The following is a 25,069-nucleotide window of genomic DNA, read 5'->3' as shown; positions in this document are numbered from 1 at the left end:
CCCCTTTGCATTAATATTATCACTTATCCCTTAAAAAGAAAAGCCGAAAATTCCAGATATTCACACCTATTTCAAATCTTACTCTTAGGGATCAGTTTTTATACTTCCTTACAAAGCCGCCCGTAAGTGAGGAGTAGAATAGGAGTCACAATCGAGATAAACCCGAGACTATAACCTTTGCAAACAGAAAAGAAAAGACATGTTTAATTAAAAGTTTACTAGGCACTTATTTATACAACTTTTCTCCCAAACATCACTGCAAAATGATAGTACTTGTATATACAACTAACATCACAAAAACCTACTTCTTTAAGCCAGTTGATTTGTTGATCTAATGTTGATTCCTTATCAAGCTTAATTCTTTCATAGCCAGCGAGGATTTCTTCTTTGGACAAGCCACTGTTCTCGATATAATGTCTCCAGACTCTTTTATTCAGGTTTTCTATGAAAGGAGTTTCTCCATATACCTGATCAGCATTAATGATAATCCCATTTTGTCTGAGTAGAGAGTAACTTTTTTTGTAAATCTCCTTTTTCTCTTTGTTTTCCAGATGATGGATAGATAAAGCCGATACTACCATATCATACTTTTTAATGAAAGAACATTTCGAATAATCGGCTACAATAAATTCTACATTTGAATTACCTCGAAACCGATCTTTTGCTATATCCAACATCTTTTCCGAAATATCAATAAGAGTGAATGAAGCATTAGGATACCTTTTCATTAGAAACGCAGACAGAAGTCCTGTTCCAGCCCCTATATCCAGTATTTTTGGATTTTCCGTATTTATGGACGCTACGGAGACTAACATTCCATAGAAATCGTCGAAACAAGGTATGAACTTCCTTCTCTGCTCATCATACTTTTTAGAAATATCATCGAATTTTTTTTGAATTTCGCTCATCTTTCTCTCCAAGATTCTGCGTCCTCATTTAACTTTAGATAACATCATCTTGCCAGAAACATTAAAACTTTTTTATTTACGGCAGAAAGAAGAATATACAGAAAAGAAAAGAGTAATAATTAGGTTAAAAGAAAGAATTATCAGATGAAAGATTATTAAGGAAGGCAGAAAGAAGAATATACAGAAAAGAAAAGAGTAATAATTAGGTTAAAAGAAAGAATTATCAGATGAAAGATTATTAAGAAAAAACCATAAAAATTAAGGATACACACGATTTTTTAGATAATATTACCTAGATAATATTACCTTTTACATATTCTGGCAGTTCATTTGTTTGCTTTTTTACTTTCTCATATTACTCTTCTGCTTACTCCTTCAGTTTCATTGGCTCTCCGCAGCAATCTATATCGCCGACACAGCCTGTGGCGCAGCTATCATCTGTGCACTCATTTATCACTTTAAGCTCAAGCCCGCATTTCTCACAAACAAGAGTTTGACCATCTCTCAGTTCATTGCAGTTCATTCCATATCACCCACAATACTTAACAGAAAAAGTATGTAATTTAGGTTCAAGTTCTTTGTGAAACAATAGTTCTGAAGATTGGTCTTGAAGATTAATCGTACTGATCGTGATGGACAAAATAGATGAAAACCTTGTCCGTAAATGAACCATTAACCGAAGTTCGGACCTCTCAGGCATTGTCTTCGTGGCTCTTCCTTGCAACACAGCTTTCAAGTGATGCACTTGCAACGGCTTTCGCAACCGCAGGCACGACACGCCTGTCAAGAGGGTCAGGAATTATGTTATCTTCAGAAAGTTCACTGATCGTTACAACCTCCGCAAGGGCATAGGCTGCGGCCATTTCCATTTCAGGCGTTATTTTCCTTGCACAGGTGTTTAAAGCTCCTTTGAAAACTCCCGGGAAGCTCAGGCAGTTATTAAGCTGGTTTGGAAAGTCCGACCTTCCCGTAGCAACAATTCTCGCACCTGCTCGTTTTGCAGCATCAGGCATTATCTCAGGCACAGGGTTTGCCATGGCCATTACTATTGCATCTTTTGCCATGGATCTAATCATTTCCTCACTGACTATGTCTCCCACAGAGACCCCTATAAAAACGTCAGCATTAAGGAAGGCATTTTCAAGTCCTCCTTTCAATTTTCCAGGGTTTGTGAGCCTGGCAATTTCCTCTTTTACAGGGTTCATGTCACTTTCCCGGCCTTCATACAAAAGCCCTTTACTGTCACAGGCAAGAATTCTTGCTGGATCTGCCCCTGCCCGAATCAAAAACCGAAAAATTGCAACTCCTGCAGCTCCAAGGCCTGAAATCACTATCTGGAGCTCATTTAACTTTTTATTCACAATTTTAAGGGCATTGAGAAGCCCGGCAAAAACTACGATGGCTGTCCCGTGCTGGTCGTCATGCATAACTGGCAGATCGAGTTCTTCACGTAATCTGTCTTCGATTTCAAAGCAACGCGGTGCACTGATGTCTTCAAGATTAATGCCCCCAAAAGCAGGAGCCAGATGCTTTACCGTTTTAATTACTTCTTCGGTTTCCTGCGTGTCCAGGCAGACCGGAAAGGCGTCAATGCCTGCAAATTCTTTGAAAATTATTGCTTTTCCCTCCATCACAGGCAGTGCGGCATAAGGTCCTATATTTCCCAGCCCCAGCACTGCCGACCCGTCAGTGACAACAGCAATAGTATTTCTCTTCAAGGTATAGAGATAGACAAGCTCTGGATCCTCGATTATTTTCCTGCACGGCTCGGCCACTCCTGGCGTATAGGCAATGCTGAGGTCATGTATCGTTTGAAGGCGGACTTTACTCGCAACCTCGAGTACGCCTCCAAGTCTTCTGTGCACGGCAAGTGATTCCTGATATAAGGATGTGTGTGGATCACTGTTTTTTTCCTGGTATTTTTTCAGATCCTCTACAGAATCTTTTTTCAAGTTTTTTCCTGAATCCGTTTTCAAATTCGTAGCCAACCCTGAAACTGAGTGCTTATTTTTGATCCCAATACCCCCTTACAATACTTAGTTTGAGAATAAAACCTTAAACCGATTAATTTCAAAGAAATAAAATTTCCTGTGTAATAGTCTGTTCAAACCGTAGATAAACTCACTGGCTATAATTCTGAAACTGGTCAACCCAAACTATTAACGACCTAAACCAACTGATCTGAACTAACTACCTTGATTCTATGATTAATAATAAAATTTACAGTCCCTAGAACCCGATTAGTGTTATAACTGCAGAAAACCCCACTGTGCGAATCAATCCATTCTCATCCATTACCCAGAAAAGATATACCTTATCAGGAGAATAATCTTCTATGCAAGTTAAAGGAATAGCCCGTGATACCCTTAATTTCATCCTGGAGGCGAGCAAATCCATGGCTCCTCAGGAATTTGCCGGACTTTTGCAGGAAAAAGATGGTATCATCACTGAAGTTCTCATATTGCCTGGAACAGAATCCAGTGATTCAAATGCGGTTCTCAGACTTTCTATGATGCCGAACATTAAAGCCGCAGGCTCAGTCCACAGCCATCCGGGCCCAAATCGCAGTCCTTCAAAGGCTGACCTGCGCCTCTTTTCAAAAACAGGAAACTACCATATCATAGTTGGCCGCCCCTATGATAGTCAAAGCTGGACATGCTATAATAGGGAAGGAAAAATAATCGAACTCTCCGTGCTTGATGTTGAATTTGAGGACTATGAAGAAATATGACTTAAGAAACAGCTCTGAAAAATTCATTTGCCCAGAAAGAGTTCATCGCTGCCGGAAAAAGTTAATCCATCCAGAACAGTTTTCTGCAAATCCTATTAACAAAAAATAATCATGCAGTTAGCAAAAACCGCAGTATCGAAGATCCGAGAAGCAGCATAAAGTAATCGACAAATAGCTGGCAAATATTAATAGATAGTCATCAAATAACCAATAAAATGCTATCAAAGTTGCGCTGGCGCATCCCACAGCAAGCTATGGGTATTCCACTGAAATAATCGGCGTAACCATTAAATAACCTCATAGTCAGCAAGCAAACAACAAATGACCGGCAAAAGCTTTCTGGACATTTGTATAAATAACTTTAAGTAGTTATTGTAATTTTTCAGCTGTTGACCAGATACAAAATCCCTACCTTCATTCTGGTAGTATACCAAAAATGTTTTATTTACAGATACATATTATTTAGAGGATACATTCCTGTACTTAAGATGTCTGAAGAAAACAATCTTTTGCTTCAGAGATTGTATCCGGGCAAACATTCTGGGACTAAGACCAGATGGCCTTCATATATGGAGGTAGTAATTCGAATGCCTACATGCCAAGATTGTAGATTTTATACGGCTATTGATGAGCTAAAAGGCGAATGTTTCAGCCTGGGTTTTGAAGTGCGCGGGAAAACCGATTCCAAGAAGTGCCCGGAACGGGCTTTCAGGCCAAACAAAGGTTCCAAATCTAAAAAATCCGGAGCGAATAGTTATTAAAAATGTGAAAAACAAAAGGCAAAAAAAGCTCAGAATGACGAAAGAGCTCAAAAAAGAGGTTTAAAGTGTTAAAATGAATTGAAGCAAACCTCCAGCCCTGACAAAAATTCCGCAATGCTTGAATAACTTTTCTTTTTGCTTGCCGGAATCAAACGAGCTTAAAAGAAATCTAATTAATTTTTTTATTTTAGATCTGGTTTTACTCTCATTTTCCATCTCACCACCTATGAAAAATAGGTATACTTTTGTAATTATTTTAATAATCACGATGAACCCTAAAGGCAGCAAAAATTTAAAAGCCTTTAAACAGTATAAATTACCTTGATGTGTATGGGTGAAACATGGTTTGTATTTCCTAATGTGGGTGGAGTTAATTCTAAAAATTGTAGAGGGGGATTACTTAATCGATGGGAAAAAGCAAAGCAATATAGCTTTAATTTTGTAGAGTTCCCTGCTAATTTTGTCAGAAAAACCGAAACTGAATTTTTAGGATTAAGTGTGGGTGAATTTTTAACTAAAGAAGCTATAAATAAATTGTATTTGAAAGATGATAAACTTCCAAGAGACATTAGATACATCTTTCACACAGAACCTGCTTTAGCCCCTAAATGCTATTTAAAATGGTATAGTGAACCATGGGTAAATCGGTTTATAGAGATGAACATCGATATTGCTAGACATATGGGATTACCTCCTTCCGTGATAGAAATCCATCCCGGAAAAAAGCCTAATACAAACCAATTCATTGCTGAATCTGCTATTAAATTATTTAATAACTTTAAAGACGAATTTAAAGTAAAGCCAACAATTCTTATTGAAAATAGAACCGGACATGTAATATCAAACGGTACACAGATGAAAGAATTCTGGGAGTTTTTAATTCAGAATTATCCTTTATATCAGAAGTATATTGGCTTTGTTATAGACTTTAGGACTATGTACACACAAGTATCCAAAGGTTATTCTAATAATATAAATAGTCATTTTATCAATAACATTGAAATGATACCTGACGAATCTATAAAAGGATGCCATATCCATAATTTACACACGAAAGCTCCAACAATTAGAGATGATGTTCCTTGGCTATCGGTTTTTAATAAAATAATTAACGTTAAAAATGATTTGATATTGAACCCAGAAGTCTTTAGCCTTGGATTGGCATTAGAAACTAAAAAGTTTTGCATTTATATGATTAATGAAGCGAAGAAAATATGACTAGGTATTATAACCCCACAGAAAACACGAAAATATCTGTCCCAATATCTGTCCCCCGATTTTTAAATTAGCCCTCCTGAGCAAGTTGAGAAAGTAGACTTTCTTGTCCCTAAATTAGTCCTCTTGAGCGCAGAAAAAAGAACCTGAGTAGCTATAAGAACCATGTACTCCTGAAGCAAAAGTCGGGCGATTAACAACGAGCTTCCGTTGTAACCTCAAGAACTTCCTGGGCAATCTGGATAAGTCTGAACCAGGTATTTAAGGCTGAACGCAGGGAAACCGCATCTTCAGCTTTTACACCCAGTACCAGCTTGTTTGCATTCTCAAGGGACAGGTCTATTGCAGATCTTTGTGAGAAGCTATCATCGAGTTCGGGCAGGAGAGCCCTGTATGTCGTTTCTGCAGTTTCGGTTTCAAAAATGAACTCTGCGAAAAGTTTCAAGGAATTCCTCCTGAAAAAAACCTGTTTTTGAAGCGGATAAGAAAAAAATTGAGTTCTCATTTTTTGGAAAACATTATTAAGCTGCTAATCTATGAAATCGACTTATAAAATTCGACTTTAAATATAAGGGTTTTGGAGGTCAGTATTTTTTAAAACCTCGGATATTAAGTTTAAAAAGGGACTTTCCACCACCCATAAAATCAATATCCTTTTCCTCAATCACTATTAAGGTGGAACTGGAAGGAAGTTGATCAATTTTATCACTTTCAACCCTTTGAAAATGGAAGAAAGCCTCAAAGGCGCTCGCAATCTCTCCCTGGCCTGCGAGCACTGGCTCTATTTCGGAAAACCAGTAGGAATCAAGTTCCTTAGAATACCAGTCCGTAAACCTGAGCGAGAAAAGGAGCTTTCCGACTTCATCATAAAAGCTGAGTTCCCCGGGATTTCCGTGGTACTCTCCTACGACTATGAGAGGCCCACCCTCTGCAAACTCAAGGAGTTCCTGCATGCTCATTTTTCCGCGTGTTATGCACTTGCTGGCTATAAACCGCGAAAGCAACTTGCAAAGTGCCCTGGTCCTTGCAGAAGGTTTACGAGAAGAAGTAACCAGCATACTCCTTACTCGGCCTTAATGCGTTTAATGGTTGTAGGACGCTCTTTTACCAGGATTCTGTGTCCGCAGTACGGACACCTTATACCTGTGTACTCGTAATCGATTTCCACTTTCTGTTTACATCGAGTGCACTTATAACCCATACAACCACAACCTAAAGATTTTACTTTGCCTCAGTAGCATTCTTTATCGTACGCAACAGAGTCTGCCCAACACTGGTAAAGGGAATATAAGTTCCGCCAGCGAAGGTATGTCCACATTTGCTGCATTTCCAGATACCAGTTCCAATTCTTTTCACGGTAGGCCTGGCACATTTTGTACATACGTGTGGAGCCCGCATGCGTTCTTCCAGGTCTGCAACAAGCTTTCTGTCCTTTCTTCCATATCTGGGACCAAATCTGCCTGCTGATCTGGAAATCCTTCCTTTCTTAGTGAACTTTTTTGCCATCGTTAAAACTCCTTAAAATGTAAATACTAATCTAAGTGATTGAACTCAGAACCTGCTGGCTCACGAGTCAGGTCCCTGAGACCCAGATTTTCAGGTTCTATAATTACCAATTGCATGTATACTAGACCGTAAATACTGGCATTTAATATTTATATTTAATTAGTCCTGCCTGGTTTATTCCTGCTTTACCAGTTCTTCCAGGTAAAGTTCCCTGAGTTCAGCTGCCTTTTCACGTGCCATATCTATTGCTTCCAACACCTCGGCCTCGGTGAAAGAAGCAGAGCCCATTTTCTGCATGCCAGCAATAGATCCGTCCGAACTTGAGACCACAGTTAATTTTGTCTCACAAACGGCTTCCTCATCCAGTGAAGGATCCACCATAAGCTTTGATCCGATCTTGGCAAGAGTCACGCCAACAGGTATTTCTTTCATCGCAAGGGGTACATTCGCACCGATTCCCTGCTGCTCGTTCGGAACAGTTGTAGTCATAAGGGCCGCAATAGCAGCGAGACAGGATGCATCAATGACATTTCCATCATCATTGAGGACATGGACATCTATGAAGACGATCCAGACAGATTCTCCAACGGTTATGCAGAGCTTCTTTATATCAATTGCGCCCGATTCCCGGATTCCCCTGTCCACAACTCTTGCCATTTCGATTGCTTCTTCTCTGGGTGGACCTGGCTCAAACTCCGGGGAAGCAATAGGATTGAGTTCCAGGTTGGTAATAATTACGCCTTCGTCCTGAGAATCCGGAAAAGGAGTTCCTGTCTGAAGCTTGACTCCTACAAGAACCTGGGTATCTCCCAGAGTTACCTTTGCCGAACCTTCGGCTTTCGAGATAACATTTGTTTCGAGCTTTATATCCCTGAAATCTTTAAAGCCGCGGCCATCCTGGCGCTTTCCCTTAATCATAAGGTTGTAAATATAATCCTTCTTAAGCGTTGCAATAACTTCACTCATTGTTTTCACCTCTGTTTCCGGATTCAGAGGGGTCTTTTACTACCTTCCAGGGCCCTTTGGATGCTTCTTCTTCAAGCTCTTCTTCAGGCTCTTCTTCAGGCTCTTCTTCAACTTCTACTGTTTGTTCAGCAGGAGTCTCTTTCCTGGACTCAGCTTCAGACTCAATCTCTACCTCGGATTCAAAAGTTTCTTCTGAGGCAGTTTCTTCAATCCCGGCTTCTTCTTCAGGCTGCACTTCCTCTTCAAGTTTAGGTTCTTCTTCAAGCTGGGCCTCTTCCTGTTCAAGCTGAGGCTCTTCTTCAACACCTGCCTCTTCTTCAAGCTGAGTTTCTGCTTCAGGCTGGACTTCTTCCGCACATTTCTCGGTTTCAGGCTCGAGTTCTGCTTCTTCTTCGGAGACCGTTTCTTCAAGTTCAGATTCTTCAATCTCCTCAGATTCGGAAACTTCCCCAAAAGAAGCCTCGAAAGCAGATTCAAAATCAGCTTCGTCTTCAAATGCTTCTTCTTCAGCCTCTTCTTCGATTTCGGCTTCAATTACTTCTTCTATAGCTTCTCCTTCTACTACTTCAGCCTTAGCATCTCTAATGATCTCTTCAAGCTCCTCGCACTCAGGAGCCTCTTCATTAACAGCACAGGCCTCAGCGGTTTCTTCGGAGAGCCCTTCTTCCTCAAGCTCTTCAGCTTCCTCAATAGTCTCCTCTACAACCGCTGCTTCGGGAGCATATTCAAGAGAAGGTTCAGTTTCTACAACTTCAAGCTCACTCTCTACAGTCTCTTCCGCAGTCTCGGTTTCAGGTTCTTCAACAGGCGTTTCAAACTTCTTTCTCAGGACTTCCTGCTGAATTTCAAGGATCTCTTTGCAGCCTTTCTTTATAAGCTCGAAGCCTTTTCGTATTTCTTCCGGAGTAAGATTTCCGTCCATCTGGAGCAGGGTAATTTCTCCGTCCTGGGTCATTGCAACTGGAAAATCAGCCTCACCATAATTATCCTCTTCCTTATTGAGGTCAAGCACTATCTGGCCATCGACTTTTCCAAAAGCACATGCAGTAACAAGGCCTTTCATAGGAATACCTGCATCGGCAAGCGCTATACTTGAGGCATTAATTGCTGCTGTCCTTGTTCCTGCATCGGCCTGAAGAACTTCCACAAAAATGTCAATTGCAGTTTTCGGGTAGAGCTCTGCCATAATCACCGGCTCAAAAGCTTCCCTGGAAACTTTTGAAATTTCAATACTCCGCCTGCTGGGTCCGGGCCTGGCACGGTCTTCCACTGAAAAAGAAGCCATATTATATCTGTAACGAATAACTGCAGTATCTGCACGCTGTGAACGGCGGGGATGAGCTTCTCTCGGGCCAAATACGCCTACGAGGATTTTGTTCCGTCCCCATTCAAGATAACATGAACCGTCGGCTCGCGAAAGTACGCCGATCTCAATTTTCATGGGCCTGATTTCATCCGCATGCCTCCCGTCAAGGCGCAGCCCATCGTCAGCGATTAATTTATCAGGTTTATCACTCATACTTTAATCTCCAAAAAACTCCTAACAACTACTTTACAGAGCTTCCCTAAAGTCCCTTAGAACTATCCGGAATTTAGTTATCCGGGTCCAGCAACACATCGATCTTCCTGTAAATTTCTTCAGAATGATCTTCTTTTGGTAACTTTATCTCTTTCTTACCGCTTTTAAAAAACTTGGCGGGCTTTGGCTCTTTCTGCTTGCTCCGCTCACGTTTCAAAAAGTTATAGATCCTATCTGTCAATCCGGAACGCTGGGCTTCGGCTTCAATCTTCCGGAGAGCCTTACTTAAAAGCTCCACATCGTCGTCTTTTCCATCGATCCATATTCTGCCGTTCTGACCAACGAAAATGCTGCAGTTTGTTTCTTTCTTTAGCATTGAGATCATGGAACCGCCGTGTCCTATCACACGTGGGACTTTCACAGGCTCAACTTCGACAATCTGGCCTGTTTTCAGCTTGTGGAAGCTCGAATCTCTGAGGGCAAGCTCGACTTTCATGGAATGATCTACATCTTTTACTCTAAGGATTATAGAGTCGCCTACGTCCAGAACTTCACGCATCTCCCGGGACTCTATTCTTTTAGGATACTCGGATACATGGAAAAGGCCTTCATAAGGAGAAGCAATATCCATTATCCAGTTGGATGGCGTAACCACAATAACGATCCCGATCACCACATCATTTGCGGAAGGGATATAAGCTCCCGCAAGAGGGATCACTCCAACTTTGTCTTCTTTGAGATTTTCAATACCACAAAATAAAGAATAGATCTTGTCGTTCTTGACATAAGTCCCGTATCCGGCTTTTTTCGAATTCTCGGATAGCAGGTCACCAGGGATCACTATTTTTTTATCCATCCAACATCCTCTTATAAAAGTTTAGTTTGAGCCTCTCCCTTCGTAAGATGATTTATAAGAGCGTAAAAATCAGTCTGGACTCCTGCCGGAATTCTGACAACTGCAATCCAGGAGCCATCACGCTGCCATTCTTCTTTTGTAATGCTTCCTATCTTGGAAATATCTCCGTATGCTTTGGGAGCATATTCGGGAGGGATTTTCACAGCAATACTGATCTCTTCAAAGCGTATAGGTATAAGCGGGCGAATGGCTTTCATTGTGATATTGACCAGCTGATCCACGCTTTTTAAGGGGTCTATATGCACCTTTGCCTCTTCCATCGCCTTTTCTATCCTTGCGGGAGGATGAGGTGCTTTTGTCTGGGGGTTTATTGCATTCCTGGAAATGGTATAGATAACTTTTTTCTTTTTTTCCTCAAGCATGCGTTTTCTCTGTTCAGCAGTGAGCTGAAGCTCCCCGCTTTTCAGGATCACGGCAGCAATCTTGAAGGGATCCGTTGTCTCAAAAGTGTTGAGAATATCGGATTCTGCTGCTCGGTCCCCTCGGTTTGCGTCTTCGAAGATAGTTTCAACCGCCAGAATATCTTCAAGGCTTACGTCTTCTCCTCGCTTGTAGGCCAGAGCTCCTTCGGGCTCGACCAGGACTTCGAAGTGTTTGCTGCCTCTTTTAAGCCGAGCAGTCACTGCCTCGTCCAGGGACACCATTTTCAAATACCTTCTCCAAAATATAATAATTTTGAGAATCCAAAGATTCTCTGAGTACTCACTTTCAAATATATATAGATTTTATTCTTTGTGTTCAGGTTCCCTGTGTTTCTCAAGGATCTTCTGAACATAATTTTCAACTTCTTCAGGAACTAATTTCCTGAATTTCTTATCCTGAAGCGACACAACACCCACCTCAAGAGTAGAGGCATCGAACTTGCCTTCGGCAGCTCTATAGAGTGCGTCCATACCTAGAAGGATAGCTGCATCAATATTCATATCTTCCTTGTATTCAGCTTCAAAGACCTCAACGACCGCGCTTCTGCCTGCGCCTATGGCTGTTGCCTTGTATTCCAGAAGAGCACCGCTCGGGTCAGTCTCAAAGAGCCTGGGAAGATTGTCGTCCACGCCTGCAATCAGAAGTGCAGTCCCGTATGGCCGAACTCCGCCGTACTGAGTGTAAGTTTGCTTGTGGTCGCAGATTTTCTTGGAGATAACCTCCACACCTATGGGTTCATCATAAGAAACTCTATTGACTTGCGCTTCTACACGGGCTCTGTCAACAAGAGAGCGGGCATCTGCCACAAGCCCTGAAGTTGCAGCTCCTATGTGGTCGTCAATCTGGAAAATTTTTTCGATTGATTCGGCTTCTACAAGCCTGCTGGTTATTCGCTTGTCAACGAGCAGCACTACCCCATCAGCTGCCTTAATTCCTACGGCTGTTGTTCCCCTCTTGACCGCTTCGCGGGCATATTCTACCTGAAAAAGTCTTCCATCAGGGCTGAAAACCGTAATTGCCCTATCATAGCCCATCTGTGGTGCCATCTGCATATTCCGTATCTCCCTTAATTTCTATCTTATTTTGTTTTCATTTTCCCGGCAAGAAACCGGTCTTTCTTCCTTTAAGGATCTCTATCCGCAGGCTCGTCAGCTAAATCACTGCCTTACCCAAAAAGGCTTTGGTCAGTAAATATGAACTGATGCGCGTCTATCCCGAAGATTCAGGAGCTTAAAGTCCCCGACCCAGCACTCAGGCAAGGAAACCGACTTTTGATTTCTTATAACGTATTTCTTCCTTATTAGAGTTTTTAACCTTTTATTCGGAGCTTTCAATCCTGAGAGATTTTTTCGAACGAAACCTGCTGAAAATACTTCATTACAGGGAATTCAAAGGCATTTCTACCCTGTAAAGTACTTTTCAAGGATCTGGATTCTCGTACACGAGAACCCTTTTAATGTTCTTAAGGTTTAGTTCCAATGTTAACTAAGTCGTTAATAAAGTGTATTTACTCAGTTATAACGCTTGTGAGACCCGGAATTTTCCGGTACTTAAAGCCAGATTTTGAGATCTTTATAGAAAGATTTTAGTTTACACCGATTCACCCTACCAGGGTTCGATCTGCTTTTTATTCAGACCTGCAATAGTCCTGATTTAATTTCTGGACCAGCTATATTTCTGTCAATAATCCTTTGCCAATAAATATTATGCTTGTTACACTAATATACTCATTAATATACTCATTCATCATAGTATATATTAGACAGCGTCCTGACAGTTTACTAAATGGTTTTCTGACAGCCTAAAAGTTGAAAATTTTCAACCCTGGCACAAAAGCCAGTAACCAGAAAAACTATATAATTATCCCAAACTCAGAATTTAACTTTCCTGAATCCTGCTCAGCTTGTTATTCTTCAGCCGTTTTGGATTTTATATTGATTTCGGACTCAAAGGTAGTACGATTTTGAAGAAATTTCTCGGTTGCCCTTTTAACAGTGCCTGAAATTCCAAGTATATGCAAAGTTGCCCTTTTTCCGTTGATCCTTGTGAGAGTTGCCAGAGAAGCTCTCGTTTCTTTTACTTTTGTATGAGAACACTGGATAATACCTTTTGAGTCTTCGAACCCAAGCACTTTGATATCACATTCACTGGTAGTGATATCTCCAAGCAAGGAAGAAGCCGTGTACATGACCTCTTTGATCAGATCACTCCTGCTGACTGGTGCCTCGGAAATCAACTCAAAGGCCAAATAACGCTTTTTCGCACGAAGCGAAGGAAGCAGGCGTTTCAAAAGCAATCTCCCTCCTCAAGCACTTCAATACCTTCTCTAATATAGCCTGGATCAGGGCGGCTTCTTGAAATAATTTTTTCGGGCACAGTAGTGATGGCTTCAAGGGCTTCGTCTTCTTCAAGCCCGCAAATCTCAGCCAGAGCAAGAGTCTCCATAGGAGAGCGAAGATCAAAACAGGACATTGCATCGCTCGAAAGAAGAAGGGAAACATCGTACTTTCTGGCAAGGTCAAGGTTTGCTCTTAGATCCGACAACAGACGAACTCGTCTTGGGCCTCTTGAATGAAGGAGTGGTCTCAGGGTCAGGCCGATTGCAACATCATTTTCAGCCGCAGCCTTTGCAAGCACTTGGTTTAATCCGTTACTCTTATCAAAAGCTGGATGGTTCAGGATATCTACCCTCGGATTTTCCAGTGCAGCCCTGTTGATAGTTTCGGAACCTCCGTGCACTATTAAGACATCCACGGATTTCCGGAATTTTCCTATAAGCCCATGAAGTTTCGAAGGGTTTTCCTCCACAAGTTCGATACCCCTAAAAACCTCAAATTCATTAGTGGTGGGTAATACAGGCTGTGATTGAGGAAGTTTATCAGAATGATTTGCAAGCGCAATCCCGCTGTACCCTAAATGTCTGGCAAGGGTAGAAAGTTGCTCAATCGTGTTCTCCCCATCAGGCACTGCATGAACGCAAAAATCGTAGAATTTCGGTTTACCCAAACAATTCCTCCACAATAGCTCCGGCTTTTTCCCGGTTCTTCGGATAGGTCTCGATTTTGACTTTTGCAGTGATCGCATCCGAAGAATTAGTCAGCTTTACCTGCTGCAGGTATGCAGCCTGCTTGTCAAAGCGGAGATGGAAGACCTGGTTGTCGTCCAGCCTTTCAGGCATTTCTTCCCTGAGCCTTACTACGTCTTTTTCAGAAAATCTTTCCCGAACAAAATGGGCAAAACTCAGACAGTCTGCCTTTTTTTTAAGCTGCACGCTCAAGATGGTAATGGGATTTCCATGGTGCCCTTCAGCCTGGATCTCTTCAATCAGTTTGCTTCCTTCCCGGACGCCGGCACCGGATAAAAAAAAGTCCAGAGCCGCACGGACTCTGGATACGTCTTCGGTTGCGTGGGCGATCACACGCAGTATTATGTGATGAATCACTTGCCTCGACTCTGATGTGCACGGATACTCGGTCTGGTCTTTTCAGTACCTTTTCCGCGTGTAGACATGCCTCTGCCCTTCCGGCCGGCACTGGTCTTACCCCTTGCGGCTCTGTCCCTGATAGACGGGTCGCATACCCAGTTCAGGTTCTTGTCGCTCTTTATTACAGGGTGGTGGGGGTCTACAAGAATGACTTCATACCACTTGTTCTTTCCGTCCTCCCCTACCCAATAGGAGTTCAGGACTTCGAGGTTCGGGTATTTGCGGTCTGCACGTGCTTCAGCAATTCTCTGAATGCTCATGCCGCCTGTGATCTTGTTTACTCCCATTTTCTGGGTCCTTCTTCCACGGTTGAACCTTGTTTTACCAAGTCCTCCGCGGCGTACCTTTACCCTGGCAACGACAATACCCTGCTTGGCTTTGTATCCAAGGGAGCGTGCCTTGTCGATTCTTGTGGGTCTTTCGATTCTGGTCACGGATCCCTGCTTTCTCCAGACCTGCATGCGCTCCCAGCGTAGCTCGTTCACGTAAGTCTCACCAGGGGTTTTCCATGCATCACGTACGTATGTATAAAAAGATTTTACCAATTTAAACACCAAGTTTCACTTTTGTTTCACGGTTCAGCCCTGCCTGCAGGACTACATTCCAACGGGACCTAATCCCGAAAATGAAACATGCGATAAACTGAACCATCTGATTTAAATCTTTGCCTGTGCACAACTCAATTAAGTGAAAAATCTACGCAAAAAGAGGTTTGAACTTCCGATTCGGAAACACCATCTTCAAACCCAATAAAGAAGCCAGCTACCTTTAGCTCTTTACTGACGTTTTCGTATCAACTGGTGTTTTCATAAATGTTCCCGCAAATACTATGAGAATTAGAAAAACAATCAAAATAGCGAGTTCCTTATTGATTTTGCTCATACCAACCACCGCAAAGAGAAGGAAAATTTTAGCTCTTAAAATATAGAGAGCTTCAAAAATCATGTTCTATTCGTGTTCTACACCAGGTATATAATGGATCATAAAAAATCTCCAGCGATCAGATTAGTCCAAGTCCCGCATTACTTTTTCCTGAGCTTCCATCCTCCATATAGACAGGTCAAGCTTCCCAATAAACTGAAACCTGGAGTAGAGTTATTTTTACTCGGTTTATCCCCACTTGAGTTATTATTATTGTCAAAACCAGTGTTTTTTGAATTATTAGGCTCCCGGCTACTTTCTTCAGACGCAGATAAATTAGTTTCTTCAACTCCTTCGTCTAACCCCACTTTTCCAGAATAGTTAAAAGCAACTGGGACGTTAGTAATATTTTGTTTTCTTGCTTCTTCATCAATAATTTGATAAATTTCTTTAGCGAGAGCGGTCTTTTCTTCAGAGGATAAGTTTTCATAAATTCCGACTTCTATCCTGGTGAACCCGACCCCATATGATATTACCTGTTCTTTTTTCATATACGGAGCCATTTTTTCACGGATACTGTTTACAATCAACATCCGCTTATTCATCCATGAGTCAAACTCTATCTTGTCTCTCAATAGAGGAATTTTTCCATAAGTAGCAATACTCCCATTTGTAAGCTGCTCAGGCTTTCTCTTCATATATTCTTCAATAACATGTATGTCTGATTCGGACAGATTCTCTGTACTTTCCCCAAACCAATGATAAATGCCCCGTTCCGAATCCAGTGGGATTTCTTCTCTATATATACCATACCCGAATTCTACCGGAATATCCTGTATACCCATCTGCTTTGCAGAATTATCAACTAGAGAGTAGATATCGTTTATAAGCGATTCACTTACATTACCGTACTTGAATAAAATCACAAAATACCCTTTGGAATTAGTTCCACATGTTACTACTTCTCCATGAGGATACATGTATTTGGAGGTAACTGTATCTTTTATATTATTGCCAAGCTCTTCAAGAGTAGAGTTCCAGTTTTCTTTTTGTTCATCAGTTTTTAGCACAGGAAGTTTTCCATACCTGGCAATTACAGTATTTCCATATGAATTAAGACCAAAAAAGTAGTGATAATACCCATAGTATACATTGCTGATTTCATAATTTGAATAATTGTCTAATGTGACTGGCACACTAATACAAATTCCCTTATTAACCAAGTCTTTTTCTATAGATTCAGTATATTTCTCACTTTTATTCCACTCTATTAAATTTCCACCTACTCTATTCTTCACTTTGTGTTCGTACATTGACCAGACGCCAAGTTGTGTTTCAGTTGCAGGTTTATCTGGTACCACCTCAAGACTGTATACATCTACAAATATTCGATGTTCATCTCCTGAAGTCTTGTCTTTTATTACGGTCATTGCACCAATACGGGGATAGCTATATTCAACCACCTTAGTTGATTTTATTTCCCCACCCGGATATTCGTTTTTGGCAACTTCAATTGATTTGTTCAAGGCTTCAGTTGTATTATACAAATTTGGAGTTAGTTCGATAACCTGGACTGAGGGTCCTAGTGTTTTATTGGCACTAATGTAAATTTTACCTACTAATTTATTATTTTTATATGCTGAAAATTCATAAAATAATTTTTGACCGTTTATATCATAAAGCTCAAGTGGTTCAGGATCAATAGATGCCCCTGTCCAGTTTTCAAAACCGGGAGCATCGGATGACATGAAATCTATTATGTGCGCATTTGCGTGTTCAAAGGCTTTCTCCGCAGTTACAGAATAATTATCCTCTTCCTCTGCGCTAACAGCTGGTACCAATCCCACAACAACCAGCAGTATTGCTAAAATTAGTGTTCCCATTCCAAATTGTTCTTTAATCATTAGTCTGACTCCCAGTTGTAGTTGTTTTTCCCTAGGAGGCAGAATCAGGTAGGCTTAAAATATATACACAAAGCTAACATGCATAATGCCACGTAGGGTATTCTGCGAAATTTGGGTTGTCCTGTAAAGTACTTTTGAACTCCATAAACTCCTCTCTGTTGATTCCTTATAAATTTTCTGTGGAAATTTTCAAATTATGTGATTTTCACACTTATTTTGAATTCTCAATTATTTCCCTGGGTTTGATTGTTTGATGATCTTGCTAGAAAGTATATATATATAAGCAAACTGTCTTAACTCAAATTTTAATATATAAAAACTTGAATATATAAAAAGGACTAGCACAAATCTGCAGTATATTAAGCTCATATTTCAGTTAATCCATATGGAATTTAGAATAATATATTCCCTAATTATAGTCTACTGGCGAATAAATGCATGCGATGATTAGTACTTCGGACTGCTTTATACGCATAATCAACAAGTTTGATTTTACAAAATAAGACGGAATAAAAGGAAACAGGAAGGAACAGAAAAAACTAAAAACACTAACAGATGAAGCAAAAAAGATACAGAAAATCATAAAATGAGAGAGACCGAACAAAAAGAAAAAAACACAAATAAACGGCTTTTATATTACTAAGAAAAAGACTACACCACTTTTACTTCAGCGTGGCGTGCCTAAGGAATCACTGGATGCTGGCATCTCATTTCCTTTAAGTTTTACCTCTTCTCCTTTGATATTCCTTTTCTTCTTATCTTCTAGAATCGGAAGAGCTGCCGCGATTCCATCAAGTATGGCTTCAGGTCTTGGGCAACATCCGGGGACATATACGTCTACGGGTATAACCTGATCCACTCCGCCTATTACGTTATAGCAGCCGTGGAAAATTCCACCTGTGGATGCACAGGAACCGACTGCCAAAACAACTTTTGGATCTGGAATCTGATTATAGATGTTTTTAAGAACGTTCACATTTTTGTAATTCACCGCGCCTGTAACTACCATAATATCTGCTTGCTTGGGAGTACCGATGTTTAAAACACCAAATCTTTCAGCATCATATATAGGAGTAAGACAAGCTATTACTTCAATATCACAGCCATTACAACTGTTACAATTTACGTGTATAATCCATGGAGATTTTGATAATGACATAAACATTTCTCTTGGAACGCAATAAAATTTAGTGCTATTAATTTTATACTGAGTTTATATATATAAATTTGATTATGAAAAGTGAGATTCCAGGCTCTGTAGAAATCCTCTGAAATAAAGAATTTTCATTAATTTGAACTGAATAGCTTGACCTGTTTTCACTCCTTTATTTTCAGCCTATTGTAGCTGATTTAGATAAGTTTTCTACAGAGCCATGATAAAAACGTTTTATATATAATTATTATAAATACAAAATAATATATAACAATCTACTTGAGAAGATTGTATGATTATATGTTTCATATACTTGAAAAGAATATTTGCCCAACCTAAACTTTACAAAAAACAGGAATCTGCGAACCAGTTTGAACCTAAGTATTAAAAAGATTCTGGATAATATAATAATCTGGGAAATAATATAGGGTTGGGGGAAACTTGATTGGGGCTTTCGAATGGCTCTTGTAAAGCTGCCAGAGAGGCAAATATTAATTCGTTGTTATTTAAATCAATAATTCTTTTGCTGCTTTGTCTTTGCCTAGTGTCCTTAGCAAGTGCAAAATACTCACTTGAAGAAGCTGAGACAAATATAACTGTTAATGCAAAGGGTATAGCCCATGTTGAAGAATCGGTTTCATATGCATTTGATGGACATTACATTGATATTCATAGAGAACTCAAGGCGTTACCTGGAGAATCTATTCGGAATGTTGAGGCACAATGTTCAGATAAAGCGTGTACACTCAAAGTCGAAAGAATTCCAGAAGGATATATAGTAATAGGCAAGCTTCCAGATCCTACTCCAGAAAAGGTTACTCTTTTTGTTTCATACGATTGTTATGGTGTAGTAAAAGTTTACAGGGATGTCTCTGAATTTAGTTATAAGCTGTGGGGAGGAAAATGGGAGAAACCTCTGAAGAGCTTTAAAGGAAATGTTAAGCTTCCGATGAAAAACGAAAGTGAACTCAAATACTGGATTCATCCGGCTGCTTATACTCAAGAAGTGCATATAGAAGATAATGTAATTAGTTTAAGGACAGGCACGATCCCTTCCACCCAATGGTATGAAATCAAAGCGATTTTCTCAAGAATTGAATCCCCCAATCCCAATTTTGTCCAGATAGACAATACCAAGGGACTCAAAGAAACATTAGCTGTTGAAAAAGTATATCAACAGAAAACCTTGATCTTAGACGACCTTTATAGGAAGACCGTTTTATTTGCATTTTTTGTCCTGGCATTTCCTTTTCTTATATACCTTAGATATGGAAGAGAAGAGAAAATAGATTACAAAGAGACGTATGAAAGAAAACCTCCTTCAGATGCCAAACCCGCAATCGTTAATGCTATTATCAGTGGAAGAATGGGAATTTCTAAAATAGAAGGATTTACTGCTACATTTATGGATCTTGCTAACCGCAATTACATCTCTTTGCGAAATTTAAAACCCGAAGACACAGATTCATTAAGCACTCCAGAGCCCGAATCCAAAAACTTTATGATCGAACTTGTCAACGACGAGATATATTCGGAACCTAATGAAAACTTAGTTGAGCTTGAAGATTTTGAAAAAGATGTGCTTTATTTATTAAAAGCCCATGCTTTTGAAAGAAATGTTTCTTGGGAAAAATTTAAAAAAGATCTTGAAAACGGAACGGATTTTTATCGATTTATAAATGCGTGGAATAGAAAAGTTGAAGCACACATTGAGTTTGATAAATTATTCCAATCAACAGGAAACAAATATATGAATTTCTTTTCCCGATCAATTCTATTAGCCGCAATTGTTTATTATATTCTAATTTCGGGAATTTTCCCTTCAAACGTGTTTCCTCTGGCCTCAAAGATAAATGTACTGACCAGTTTAATCGGGATTTTCGGTTTTGTCATGATAAGGTGCTCAGGCACATTCATAACGATATTTGGGCGCTGGACCCCTGAAGGAAACCTTTACTATAAACAATGGGACAATTTTAAAAAATATCTTACAGATCTTTCTGCTCTCAAAGAATATTCTCCTGAGTCAATAAAGATCTGGGATTCTTATGTAGTGTATGCAGCCTCTCTGGGAGTCGCAAAGGAAAATCTTCAAAATATGGCTCTGGTTGTCCCATCTGACCAGCTAGAAGAAAGTCACTTCTATCCCATAAGTTACAATTATAATAGATCTAATAGATCTGGCTATGATTCTTCTAGCTACAGTTGTGGGAACGTCTCGTCTTCATCCTATTCTGTAGATATAAATCTAGAAGATAATATAAATCGTTCTGGAGATCTAAATAGAGAGAACAACGTTAATGGCAGCTCTGGAGGTGGAGACGCTTCAAAATAAGATAGAGATAACCAAAAATAGGAACAAAAAAGCAAAATACTATAAAAATAACATTCCCCGGATAAAATAAAACGGTGCCGAAAAAAAATGGACATATCCCGCTTTCTAGATCAGATAAAAACTTCCAGCCGCTATGAAAATCAGATCGTTCATAATGAGAAAATTCCTGCAAGAGAAGCTCAGTATTCTCCTTTGGAGCTTAAACCTCAAGTAAAAGTAGCCCTTTCAGGCATCGGAATCGAAGATCTTTACGTTCATCAGGTAGAGGCCATAGAAAATATCCGGGAAGGAAAAGACATTGTACTCTGCACGACCACTGCAAGCGGAAAGTCCCTTACTTATATGATTCCTGTTTTTGAAACTATTCTTAATGAACCTAAAGCAACTGCCCTTTACATTTCTCCTTTAAACGCACTTGTAAATGACCAGTTAAAATCCTTTCTGGAATTTGAAAAGGCGCTGGAATCAGGTGCAGGCATAGCCCGTTATACAGGCGCTCTTTCAGAGGCAGAGAAGAGGAGGGTCAGAGAAGGGCAAACCAATGTTGTTTTGACAAACCCTGAAATGATTCACATGAGTTTTCTTGCCTGGCATCATCTATGGAGGCGCTTTTTCTCAAACCTTAAGTTCATAATTGTTGATGAGAGCCATTATTATCGAGGAGTTATAGGCAGCAATATGGCAAACCTGCTCAGGCGGCTTTTACGTGTGGCTGAGTATTACGGGGCGTCTCCACAATTTATCTGCTGTTCTGCAACCATAGGAAATCCGGAAGACCATACGGAAACTCTTATCGGACGAAAAGCCTCAATAATTGAGCATAATGGCTCTTTTCAGAGCAGCCAGCAATTCGTTTTCTGGAATCCTCCACTTTATCTGAATAATAAGGGATGTACACTCCGGAGAAGCAGCTTTTCTGAGGCTTCTTCGCTTTTTGCAAAGTCTGTTCAGGCAGGACTTCAGACCCTGGCCTTTACTCGGTCCAGGCAGGGAGTTGAGAGGATGTATAAAAGCTGCAGGGAGCTTTTGAGGAGTAGAAACCTCTCCCCTGCCATCTGTTCGTACAGGAGCGGCTATTTTGACAGGGAAAGGGAAGAAATCGAAAAGAAAATGAATTCAGGAGAACTTCGAGGGGTTATTTCCACAAATGCGCTTGAACTCGGGATAGATATAGGAGGACTTGATGCCTGTATTCTGGACGGCTACCCAGGTACAGTAATGAGTGCCAGGCAACAGGCAGGCAGGGCAGGCAGGAGTGGAAATGAAAGCCTTGTTGTCCTTGTTGCAGGTACAAACGCCCTTGATCAATATTACATGAGAAACCCTGCAGACTTTTTTACACGAAGCAGTGAAAATGCGGTGCTTAACCCCAAAAATCCATATATCCTTGCAGGGCACCTGCTCTGTGCCGCAAAAGAGATTCCTCTGCGGGAGTCCGATGAGAAATATTTCGGAAATGGGTATCCAAGAGTTGTGGAACTTCTGGAAGCTGAAGGCCTGCTTGCAGGTAAAGACCTGAAGTATTCGACTGACCCGTTTCCTTACAAACACGTTTCGCTTCGGGGAATCGATAATAACACTTACTCGCTCCTTACTTTTGAAGGGGAAAAACGCTTCCCCATAGAAAAAGACATTGAGGAAATGCTTGCCTTCAGGGAATGCCATCCTGGTGCGGTTTATATGCACAGGGGAGAATCCTATTACATAAACAGGATCGACCATGAAAAGAAGGAAATCCATGCTGTAAAGACGCATGATACCTATTATACGAAACCTATGATCGACTCTTCTGTGTTTGTGCAGGAGACCTATGCGATAAAGCCGCTTTTACACGCGCCGGAGGTAGAAGTTGGGCTTGGAGAAGTTGAGGTAACGGACAGGGTTATAGGCTACAGGAAAATCCAGACTCAGAGCAATGATATAATGAGCGCTCACAACCTTGAGATGCCCCCTGTCAGCCTTCAGACAATGGCTCTGTGGCTCAAGCTTCCGGATAAACTTCAGGAACTTGTAGGAGAGCATAAACTTGATTTTGCAGGCGGGATCCATGCAATCGAGCATGCGATGATTTCAATGTACCCTCTTCACCTGCTTGTGGACAGGAGCGACGTAGGCGGAGTTTCCACTCCGTCTCATCCTGACCTCGGAGGCAAAAGCGGAATCTTCATTTATGACGGGCACAGGGGAGGAGTCGGATACGCTGAAAAAGGTTATGATCTGATTGAACAGGTGCTTGACGGCACCTTAAAAGCAATTGAAAGCTGCCCATGTGAAAACGGCTGCCCAAGTTGTATTCAGTCGCCAAAATGCGGAAACAATAACGAACCCCTGGATAAGCATGCTGCAATCATGCTCCTGCACGAACTCCTTGGAAAAGCTCCTTATGTTCCGCCTGAGAGAAAAGAAAAACACCTTTCCGAAGTCCGGGTTTCCAGACCTGCTCCCGAAAAGAGAAATACCGAAGACGCGCTGAGCAGGGTCAGACGCCAGCTCAGGCGGGAAGCCATAAAACAGGAAGTCTCAGTATCGCAGGAGAAAAAGGAAAGAACCTTTATTGCCACGGACGAAAATGGCGGAATGATCGGAGTAATCTCTGCTCCTGTTCCCGAAAAGGCTGCCGCAAAAACTTTTCACCAGAAACTACGAGGAAAAAAAGAACCTACAAGGGAGAAGCCTCTTGGAATCTGCATTCGAGACCTTGGAGCAGGCAATGATTATAACTTCAGACTTTGGATTGAAGTTTCAGAAAAAGAAGGATGCGAAGCCAATGAAGAAAAAAATAACAAAAAGTTTGTGAAGAAACTGATTATCAGGAAAGTGAACTGAAAAAGTGAACTGAAAAAAGGAAACAGAACTGGCTATAAGGAAAATAAGTTGAGAAAAGAAAAAAACAGCACTGCCTGCCGAATTTACTTAAATAAGGCGAAAAAGTTTGTTGAGAGGGTTTGTTTTATCAAGTTTAAAATGTTGAAGGTTAAAAACATATCGATTTATCAGTTCAACCGTGTAAGTCCTAGTACAACAAAATAGTGACTTCCTCATTGATTTTGCTCAAAATCCATCGCCTAAAAAAATAAAGTGTTTTAGTACCTTAGAACATGTGCGGAGTTTCGATACATCAGGTTATCTTTACTTCGCGTTCCAGACATAGTAGGTAACAGATTATCATTTAGCGGTCTGGCAATCCAAGCCCTGTGTTACTTCTTGCTGAACTTCCACCCTCCATATAGGCAGGTCAAACCTCCCAATAAACTAAAGCCTGGAGTAGAGTTATTTTTGCTCGAATCGTTTTCACTTGAGCTATTTATGTTTGAAATATTTCCATTGTTATATTCAGAATCATCATTAGAATTACTAAGTCTTCCAGTATTTTTTTCTCTAGATATAGACAAATTTAGCGTTTCAGTAGCAACTGGCACAGGATTATCTTCATATACGAATACCACAGGGACTTCCTTAAGCCCCATCTGGCTTGCTTTTGAGTCAAAGATCTTATATATTTCGTCCATAAAAGGCTTTTCAACTTTCTCACTCTTGTTGATCCCTACCTTTAGAACACCATCAATGGTTACACCACATCCTGTTACTGGACCATTTGGATAGGAATACTTTGACATTTCATGGTCAAAATTTGCATTTATTTCTTCCATTATTTTGCCAAGAGTATCAATCCATTGGTCTCTCTCTTCCGAAGTTTCGAAAGCTGGTATACTTCCATATGCAGCAATAAAATTCGTATCCTTTTTCAGTTCATTAAGAGTTTCTGGACCAAAGGAAAGATCCTTTTTAGTCGCATTTTCTTGTGCACTTGCAGCTGGTATCAATGCAATACTAGCCAATAGCATTACTAATAAAAATATGCCTGTTCCACTTTTATTACACTTCATATTTTATACTCCTATTTAGCACCCAGGAGACAGAATCAGGTAAGCTTAAATATGCGCAAAGCTAACTTAATCGTGTCTCTTAGGGCATGTTTTATGGAGTTCGGGGTATCTCGGAAATTACTTTTGAACCCCATAAACTACTTATAATTAGTTTGTTATAAATCTTTGGGACAAAGTATGAAATTATGCTACTTTTATTATTTTGAATCTGAGATAACTCACTAATCTTTGATTGTTCGAGTATTTATACAGAAAAAATATGTAGAATAATTATAGAATATAATGCCCCGACTCATATTCATAGATATTTATAAATAATAACCTTTGAACTTACAAAGTAATCAAAGTCATTACTTAATCTAATTGCAAAATTTAATTAATATCTCTCGATTACCATTTCGCCTTCAATTTCTGGTGTTTTTCAATTATTCCAGCAGTTATTTCAGCAGTTATTCCAGTATAAAAATAATCATTCTCTTTTGAAGATATTCATTCTTTTT

25 protein-coding genes are annotated in these 25,069 nt (G+C 40.3%); 5 read left to right on the top strand and 20 right to left on the bottom strand.

What is annotated here, in order from left to right:
• Nucleotides 1-230: 230 nt before the first annotated feature.
• From BP549_RS05345 to BP549_RS05335, 3 genes are all read right to left on the bottom strand, one after another.
• On the bottom strand, nt 231-908 hold the full coding sequence (locus tag BP549_RS05345; RefSeq protein ID WP_292371396.1) for a class I SAM-dependent methyltransferase: 678 nt from the start codon (nt 906-908) through the stop codon (nt 231-233).
• Between the two features lie 367 nt (nt 909-1,275).
• Nucleotides 1,276-1,431 (bottom strand): hypothetical protein, encoded by a 156-nt coding sequence (locus BP549_RS05340; protein WP_292371394.1) that lies wholly within the window; start codon nt 1,429-1,431, stop codon nt 1,276-1,278.
• Between the two features lie 169 nt (nt 1,432-1,600).
• Nucleotides 1,601-2,836 carry an NADP-dependent malic enzyme gene (locus BP549_RS05335; protein WP_349680980.1) on the bottom strand — a complete coding sequence of 412 codons (1,236 nt, stop codon included), beginning with the start codon at nt 2,834-2,836 and terminating at the stop codon, nt 1,601-1,603.
• Nucleotides 2,837-3,243: 407 nt separating this feature from the next.
• On the opposite strand from BP549_RS05335, the gene BP549_RS05330 reads away from it, so the two are divergent.
• Together BP549_RS05330 and BP549_RS05325 are read left to right on the top strand one after the other, a co-directional pair.
• The gene (locus BP549_RS05330; RefSeq protein ID WP_292371391.1) at nt 3,244-3,639 is read left to right on the top strand and encodes a Mov34/MPN/PAD-1 family protein; all 396 of its coding nucleotides are present in this window, start codon (nt 3,244-3,246) and stop codon (nt 3,637-3,639) included.
• A gap of 587 nt (nt 3,640-4,226) precedes the next feature.
• Complete coding sequence (locus BP549_RS05325) at nt 4,227-4,400, top strand: hypothetical protein (RefSeq protein WP_292378742.1); 174 nt, start codon at nt 4,227-4,229, stop codon at nt 4,398-4,400.
• Nucleotides 4,401-4,460: 60 nt separating this feature from the next.
• Here the strand turns inward: BP549_RS05325 and BP549_RS05320 are convergent, their stop codons facing one another.
• Nucleotides 4,461-4,616, bottom strand: a complete 156-nt coding sequence (locus BP549_RS05320; RefSeq protein ID WP_292378739.1) for a hypothetical protein — start codon at nt 4,614-4,616, stop codon at nt 4,461-4,463.
• A gap of 114 nt (nt 4,617-4,730) precedes the next feature.
• On the opposite strand from BP549_RS05320, the gene BP549_RS05315 reads away from it, so the two are divergent.
• Entirely contained in the window at nt 4,731-5,618 is an 888-nt protein-coding gene (locus BP549_RS05315; RefSeq protein WP_292371389.1) for a hypothetical protein, read from the top strand.
• 190 nt (nt 5,619-5,808) lie between these two features.
• On the opposite strand, the gene BP549_RS05310 is transcribed toward BP549_RS05315, so the two are convergent.
• From BP549_RS05310 to BP549_RS05240, 15 genes are all read right to left on the bottom strand, one after another.
• Nucleotides 5,809-6,060 carry a KEOPS complex subunit Pcc1 gene (locus tag BP549_RS05310; RefSeq protein WP_292371387.1) on the bottom strand — a complete coding sequence of 84 codons (252 nt, stop codon included), beginning with the start codon at nt 6,058-6,060 and terminating at the stop codon, nt 5,809-5,811.
• Nucleotides 6,061-6,199: 139 nt separating this feature from the next.
• A complete protein-coding gene (locus BP549_RS05305; protein ID WP_292378736.1) occupies nt 6,200-6,673 on the bottom strand; it encodes an rRNA maturation protein in 474 nt (157 codons plus the stop codon).
• Nucleotides 6,674-6,678: 5 nt separating this feature from the next.
• On the bottom strand, nt 6,679-6,816 hold the full coding sequence (locus BP549_RS05300; RefSeq protein ID WP_011021777.1) for a DNA-directed RNA polymerase subunit P: 138 nt from the start codon (nt 6,814-6,816) through the stop codon (nt 6,679-6,681).
• Nucleotides 6,817-6,836: 20 nt separating this feature from the next.
• Nucleotides 6,837-7,121, bottom strand: coding sequence for a 50S ribosomal protein L37ae (locus BP549_RS05295; RefSeq protein WP_292371369.1), 285 nt, complete (start codon nt 7,119-7,121; stop codon nt 6,837-6,839).
• Nucleotides 7,122-7,295: 174 nt separating this feature from the next.
• Nucleotides 7,296-8,096 carry an exosome complex protein Rrp42 gene (rrp42, locus tag BP549_RS05290; RefSeq protein WP_292378734.1) on the bottom strand — a complete coding sequence of 267 codons (801 nt, stop codon included), beginning with the start codon at nt 8,094-8,096 and terminating at the stop codon, nt 7,296-7,298.
• On the bottom strand, nt 8,080-9,606 hold the full coding sequence (gene rrp41, locus BP549_RS05285; protein ID WP_292378731.1) for an exosome complex exonuclease Rrp41: 1,527 nt from the start codon (nt 9,604-9,606) through the stop codon (nt 8,080-8,082). Before rrp41 ends, rrp42 begins: the two co-directional genes overlap by 17 nt.
• A gap of 73 nt (nt 9,607-9,679) precedes the next feature.
• On the bottom strand, nt 9,680-10,462 hold the full coding sequence (gene rrp4, locus BP549_RS05280) for an exosome complex RNA-binding protein Rrp4 (protein ID WP_292378728.1): 783 nt from the start codon (nt 10,460-10,462) through the stop codon (nt 9,680-9,682).
• An 11-nt stretch (nt 10,463-10,473) separates the two neighbouring features.
• The gene (locus tag BP549_RS05275) at nt 10,474-11,166 is read right to left on the bottom strand and encodes a ribosome assembly factor SBDS (protein ID WP_292378846.1); all 693 of its coding nucleotides are present in this window, start codon (nt 11,164-11,166) and stop codon (nt 10,474-10,476) included.
• Nucleotides 11,167-11,247: 81 nt separating this feature from the next.
• Nucleotides 11,248-11,997, bottom strand: coding sequence for an archaeal proteasome endopeptidase complex subunit alpha (psmA, locus tag BP549_RS05270; protein ID WP_292371361.1), 750 nt, complete (start codon nt 11,995-11,997; stop codon nt 11,248-11,250).
• An 854-nt stretch (nt 11,998-12,851) separates the two neighbouring features.
• Entirely contained in the window at nt 12,852-13,235 is a 384-nt protein-coding gene (locus BP549_RS05265) for an Rpp14/Pop5 family protein (protein WP_292371460.1), read from the bottom strand.
• A complete protein-coding gene (gene rnp3, locus BP549_RS05260) occupies nt 13,232-13,951 on the bottom strand; it encodes a ribonuclease P protein component 3 (RefSeq protein WP_292378725.1) in 720 nt (239 codons plus the stop codon). Before rnp3 ends, BP549_RS05265 begins: the two co-directional genes overlap by 4 nt.
• A complete protein-coding gene (locus BP549_RS05255) occupies nt 13,944-14,387 on the bottom strand; it encodes an RNA-binding protein (RefSeq protein WP_292371357.1) in 444 nt (147 codons plus the stop codon). Before BP549_RS05255 ends, rnp3 begins: the two co-directional genes overlap by 8 nt.
• The gene (locus BP549_RS05250) at nt 14,384-14,974 is read right to left on the bottom strand and encodes a 50S ribosomal protein L15e (RefSeq protein ID WP_292371356.1); all 591 of its coding nucleotides are present in this window, start codon (nt 14,972-14,974) and stop codon (nt 14,384-14,386) included. Before BP549_RS05250 ends, BP549_RS05255 begins: the two co-directional genes overlap by 4 nt.
• Nucleotides 14,975-15,451: 477 nt before the next feature.
• The gene (locus tag BP549_RS15850; protein WP_394339063.1) at nt 15,452-16,492 is read right to left on the bottom strand and encodes a hypothetical protein; all 1,041 of its coding nucleotides are present in this window, start codon (nt 16,490-16,492) and stop codon (nt 15,452-15,454) included.
• A 1,369-nt stretch (nt 16,493-17,861) separates the two neighbouring features.
• The gene (locus tag BP549_RS05240; RefSeq protein WP_292378718.1) at nt 17,862-18,353 is read right to left on the bottom strand and encodes an NADH-quinone oxidoreductase subunit B family protein; all 492 of its coding nucleotides are present in this window, start codon (nt 18,351-18,353) and stop codon (nt 17,862-17,864) included.
• 538 nt (nt 18,354-18,891) lie between these two features.
• Here BP549_RS05240 and BP549_RS05235 point away from each other — a divergent pair.
• Together BP549_RS05235 and BP549_RS05230 are read left to right on the top strand one after the other, a co-directional pair.
• Nucleotides 18,892-20,682, top strand: coding sequence for a DUF2207 domain-containing protein (locus BP549_RS05235; protein ID WP_292378716.1), 1,791 nt, complete (start codon nt 18,892-18,894; stop codon nt 20,680-20,682).
• A gap of 87 nt (nt 20,683-20,769) precedes the next feature.
• Nucleotides 20,770-23,508 (top strand): DEAD/DEAH box helicase, encoded by a 2,739-nt coding sequence (locus BP549_RS05230; RefSeq protein ID WP_292378714.1) that lies wholly within the window; start codon nt 20,770-20,772, stop codon nt 23,506-23,508.
• A gap of 371 nt (nt 23,509-23,879) precedes the next feature.
• Here BP549_RS05230 and BP549_RS05225 read toward each other — a convergent pair whose 3' ends face one another.
• Nucleotides 23,880-24,569 (bottom strand): hypothetical protein, encoded by a 690-nt coding sequence (locus tag BP549_RS05225; RefSeq protein ID WP_292378712.1) that lies wholly within the window; start codon nt 24,567-24,569, stop codon nt 23,880-23,882.
• Between the last annotated feature and the right edge of the window lie 500 nt (nt 24,570-25,069).

Source organism: Methanosarcina sp. UBA289, from assembly GCA_002496565.1.
Taxonomy (GTDB): Archaea; Halobacteriota; Methanosarcinia; order Methanosarcinales; family Methanosarcinaceae; genus Methanosarcina.
This window is presented reverse-complemented; position numbering and strand designations above follow the sequence as displayed.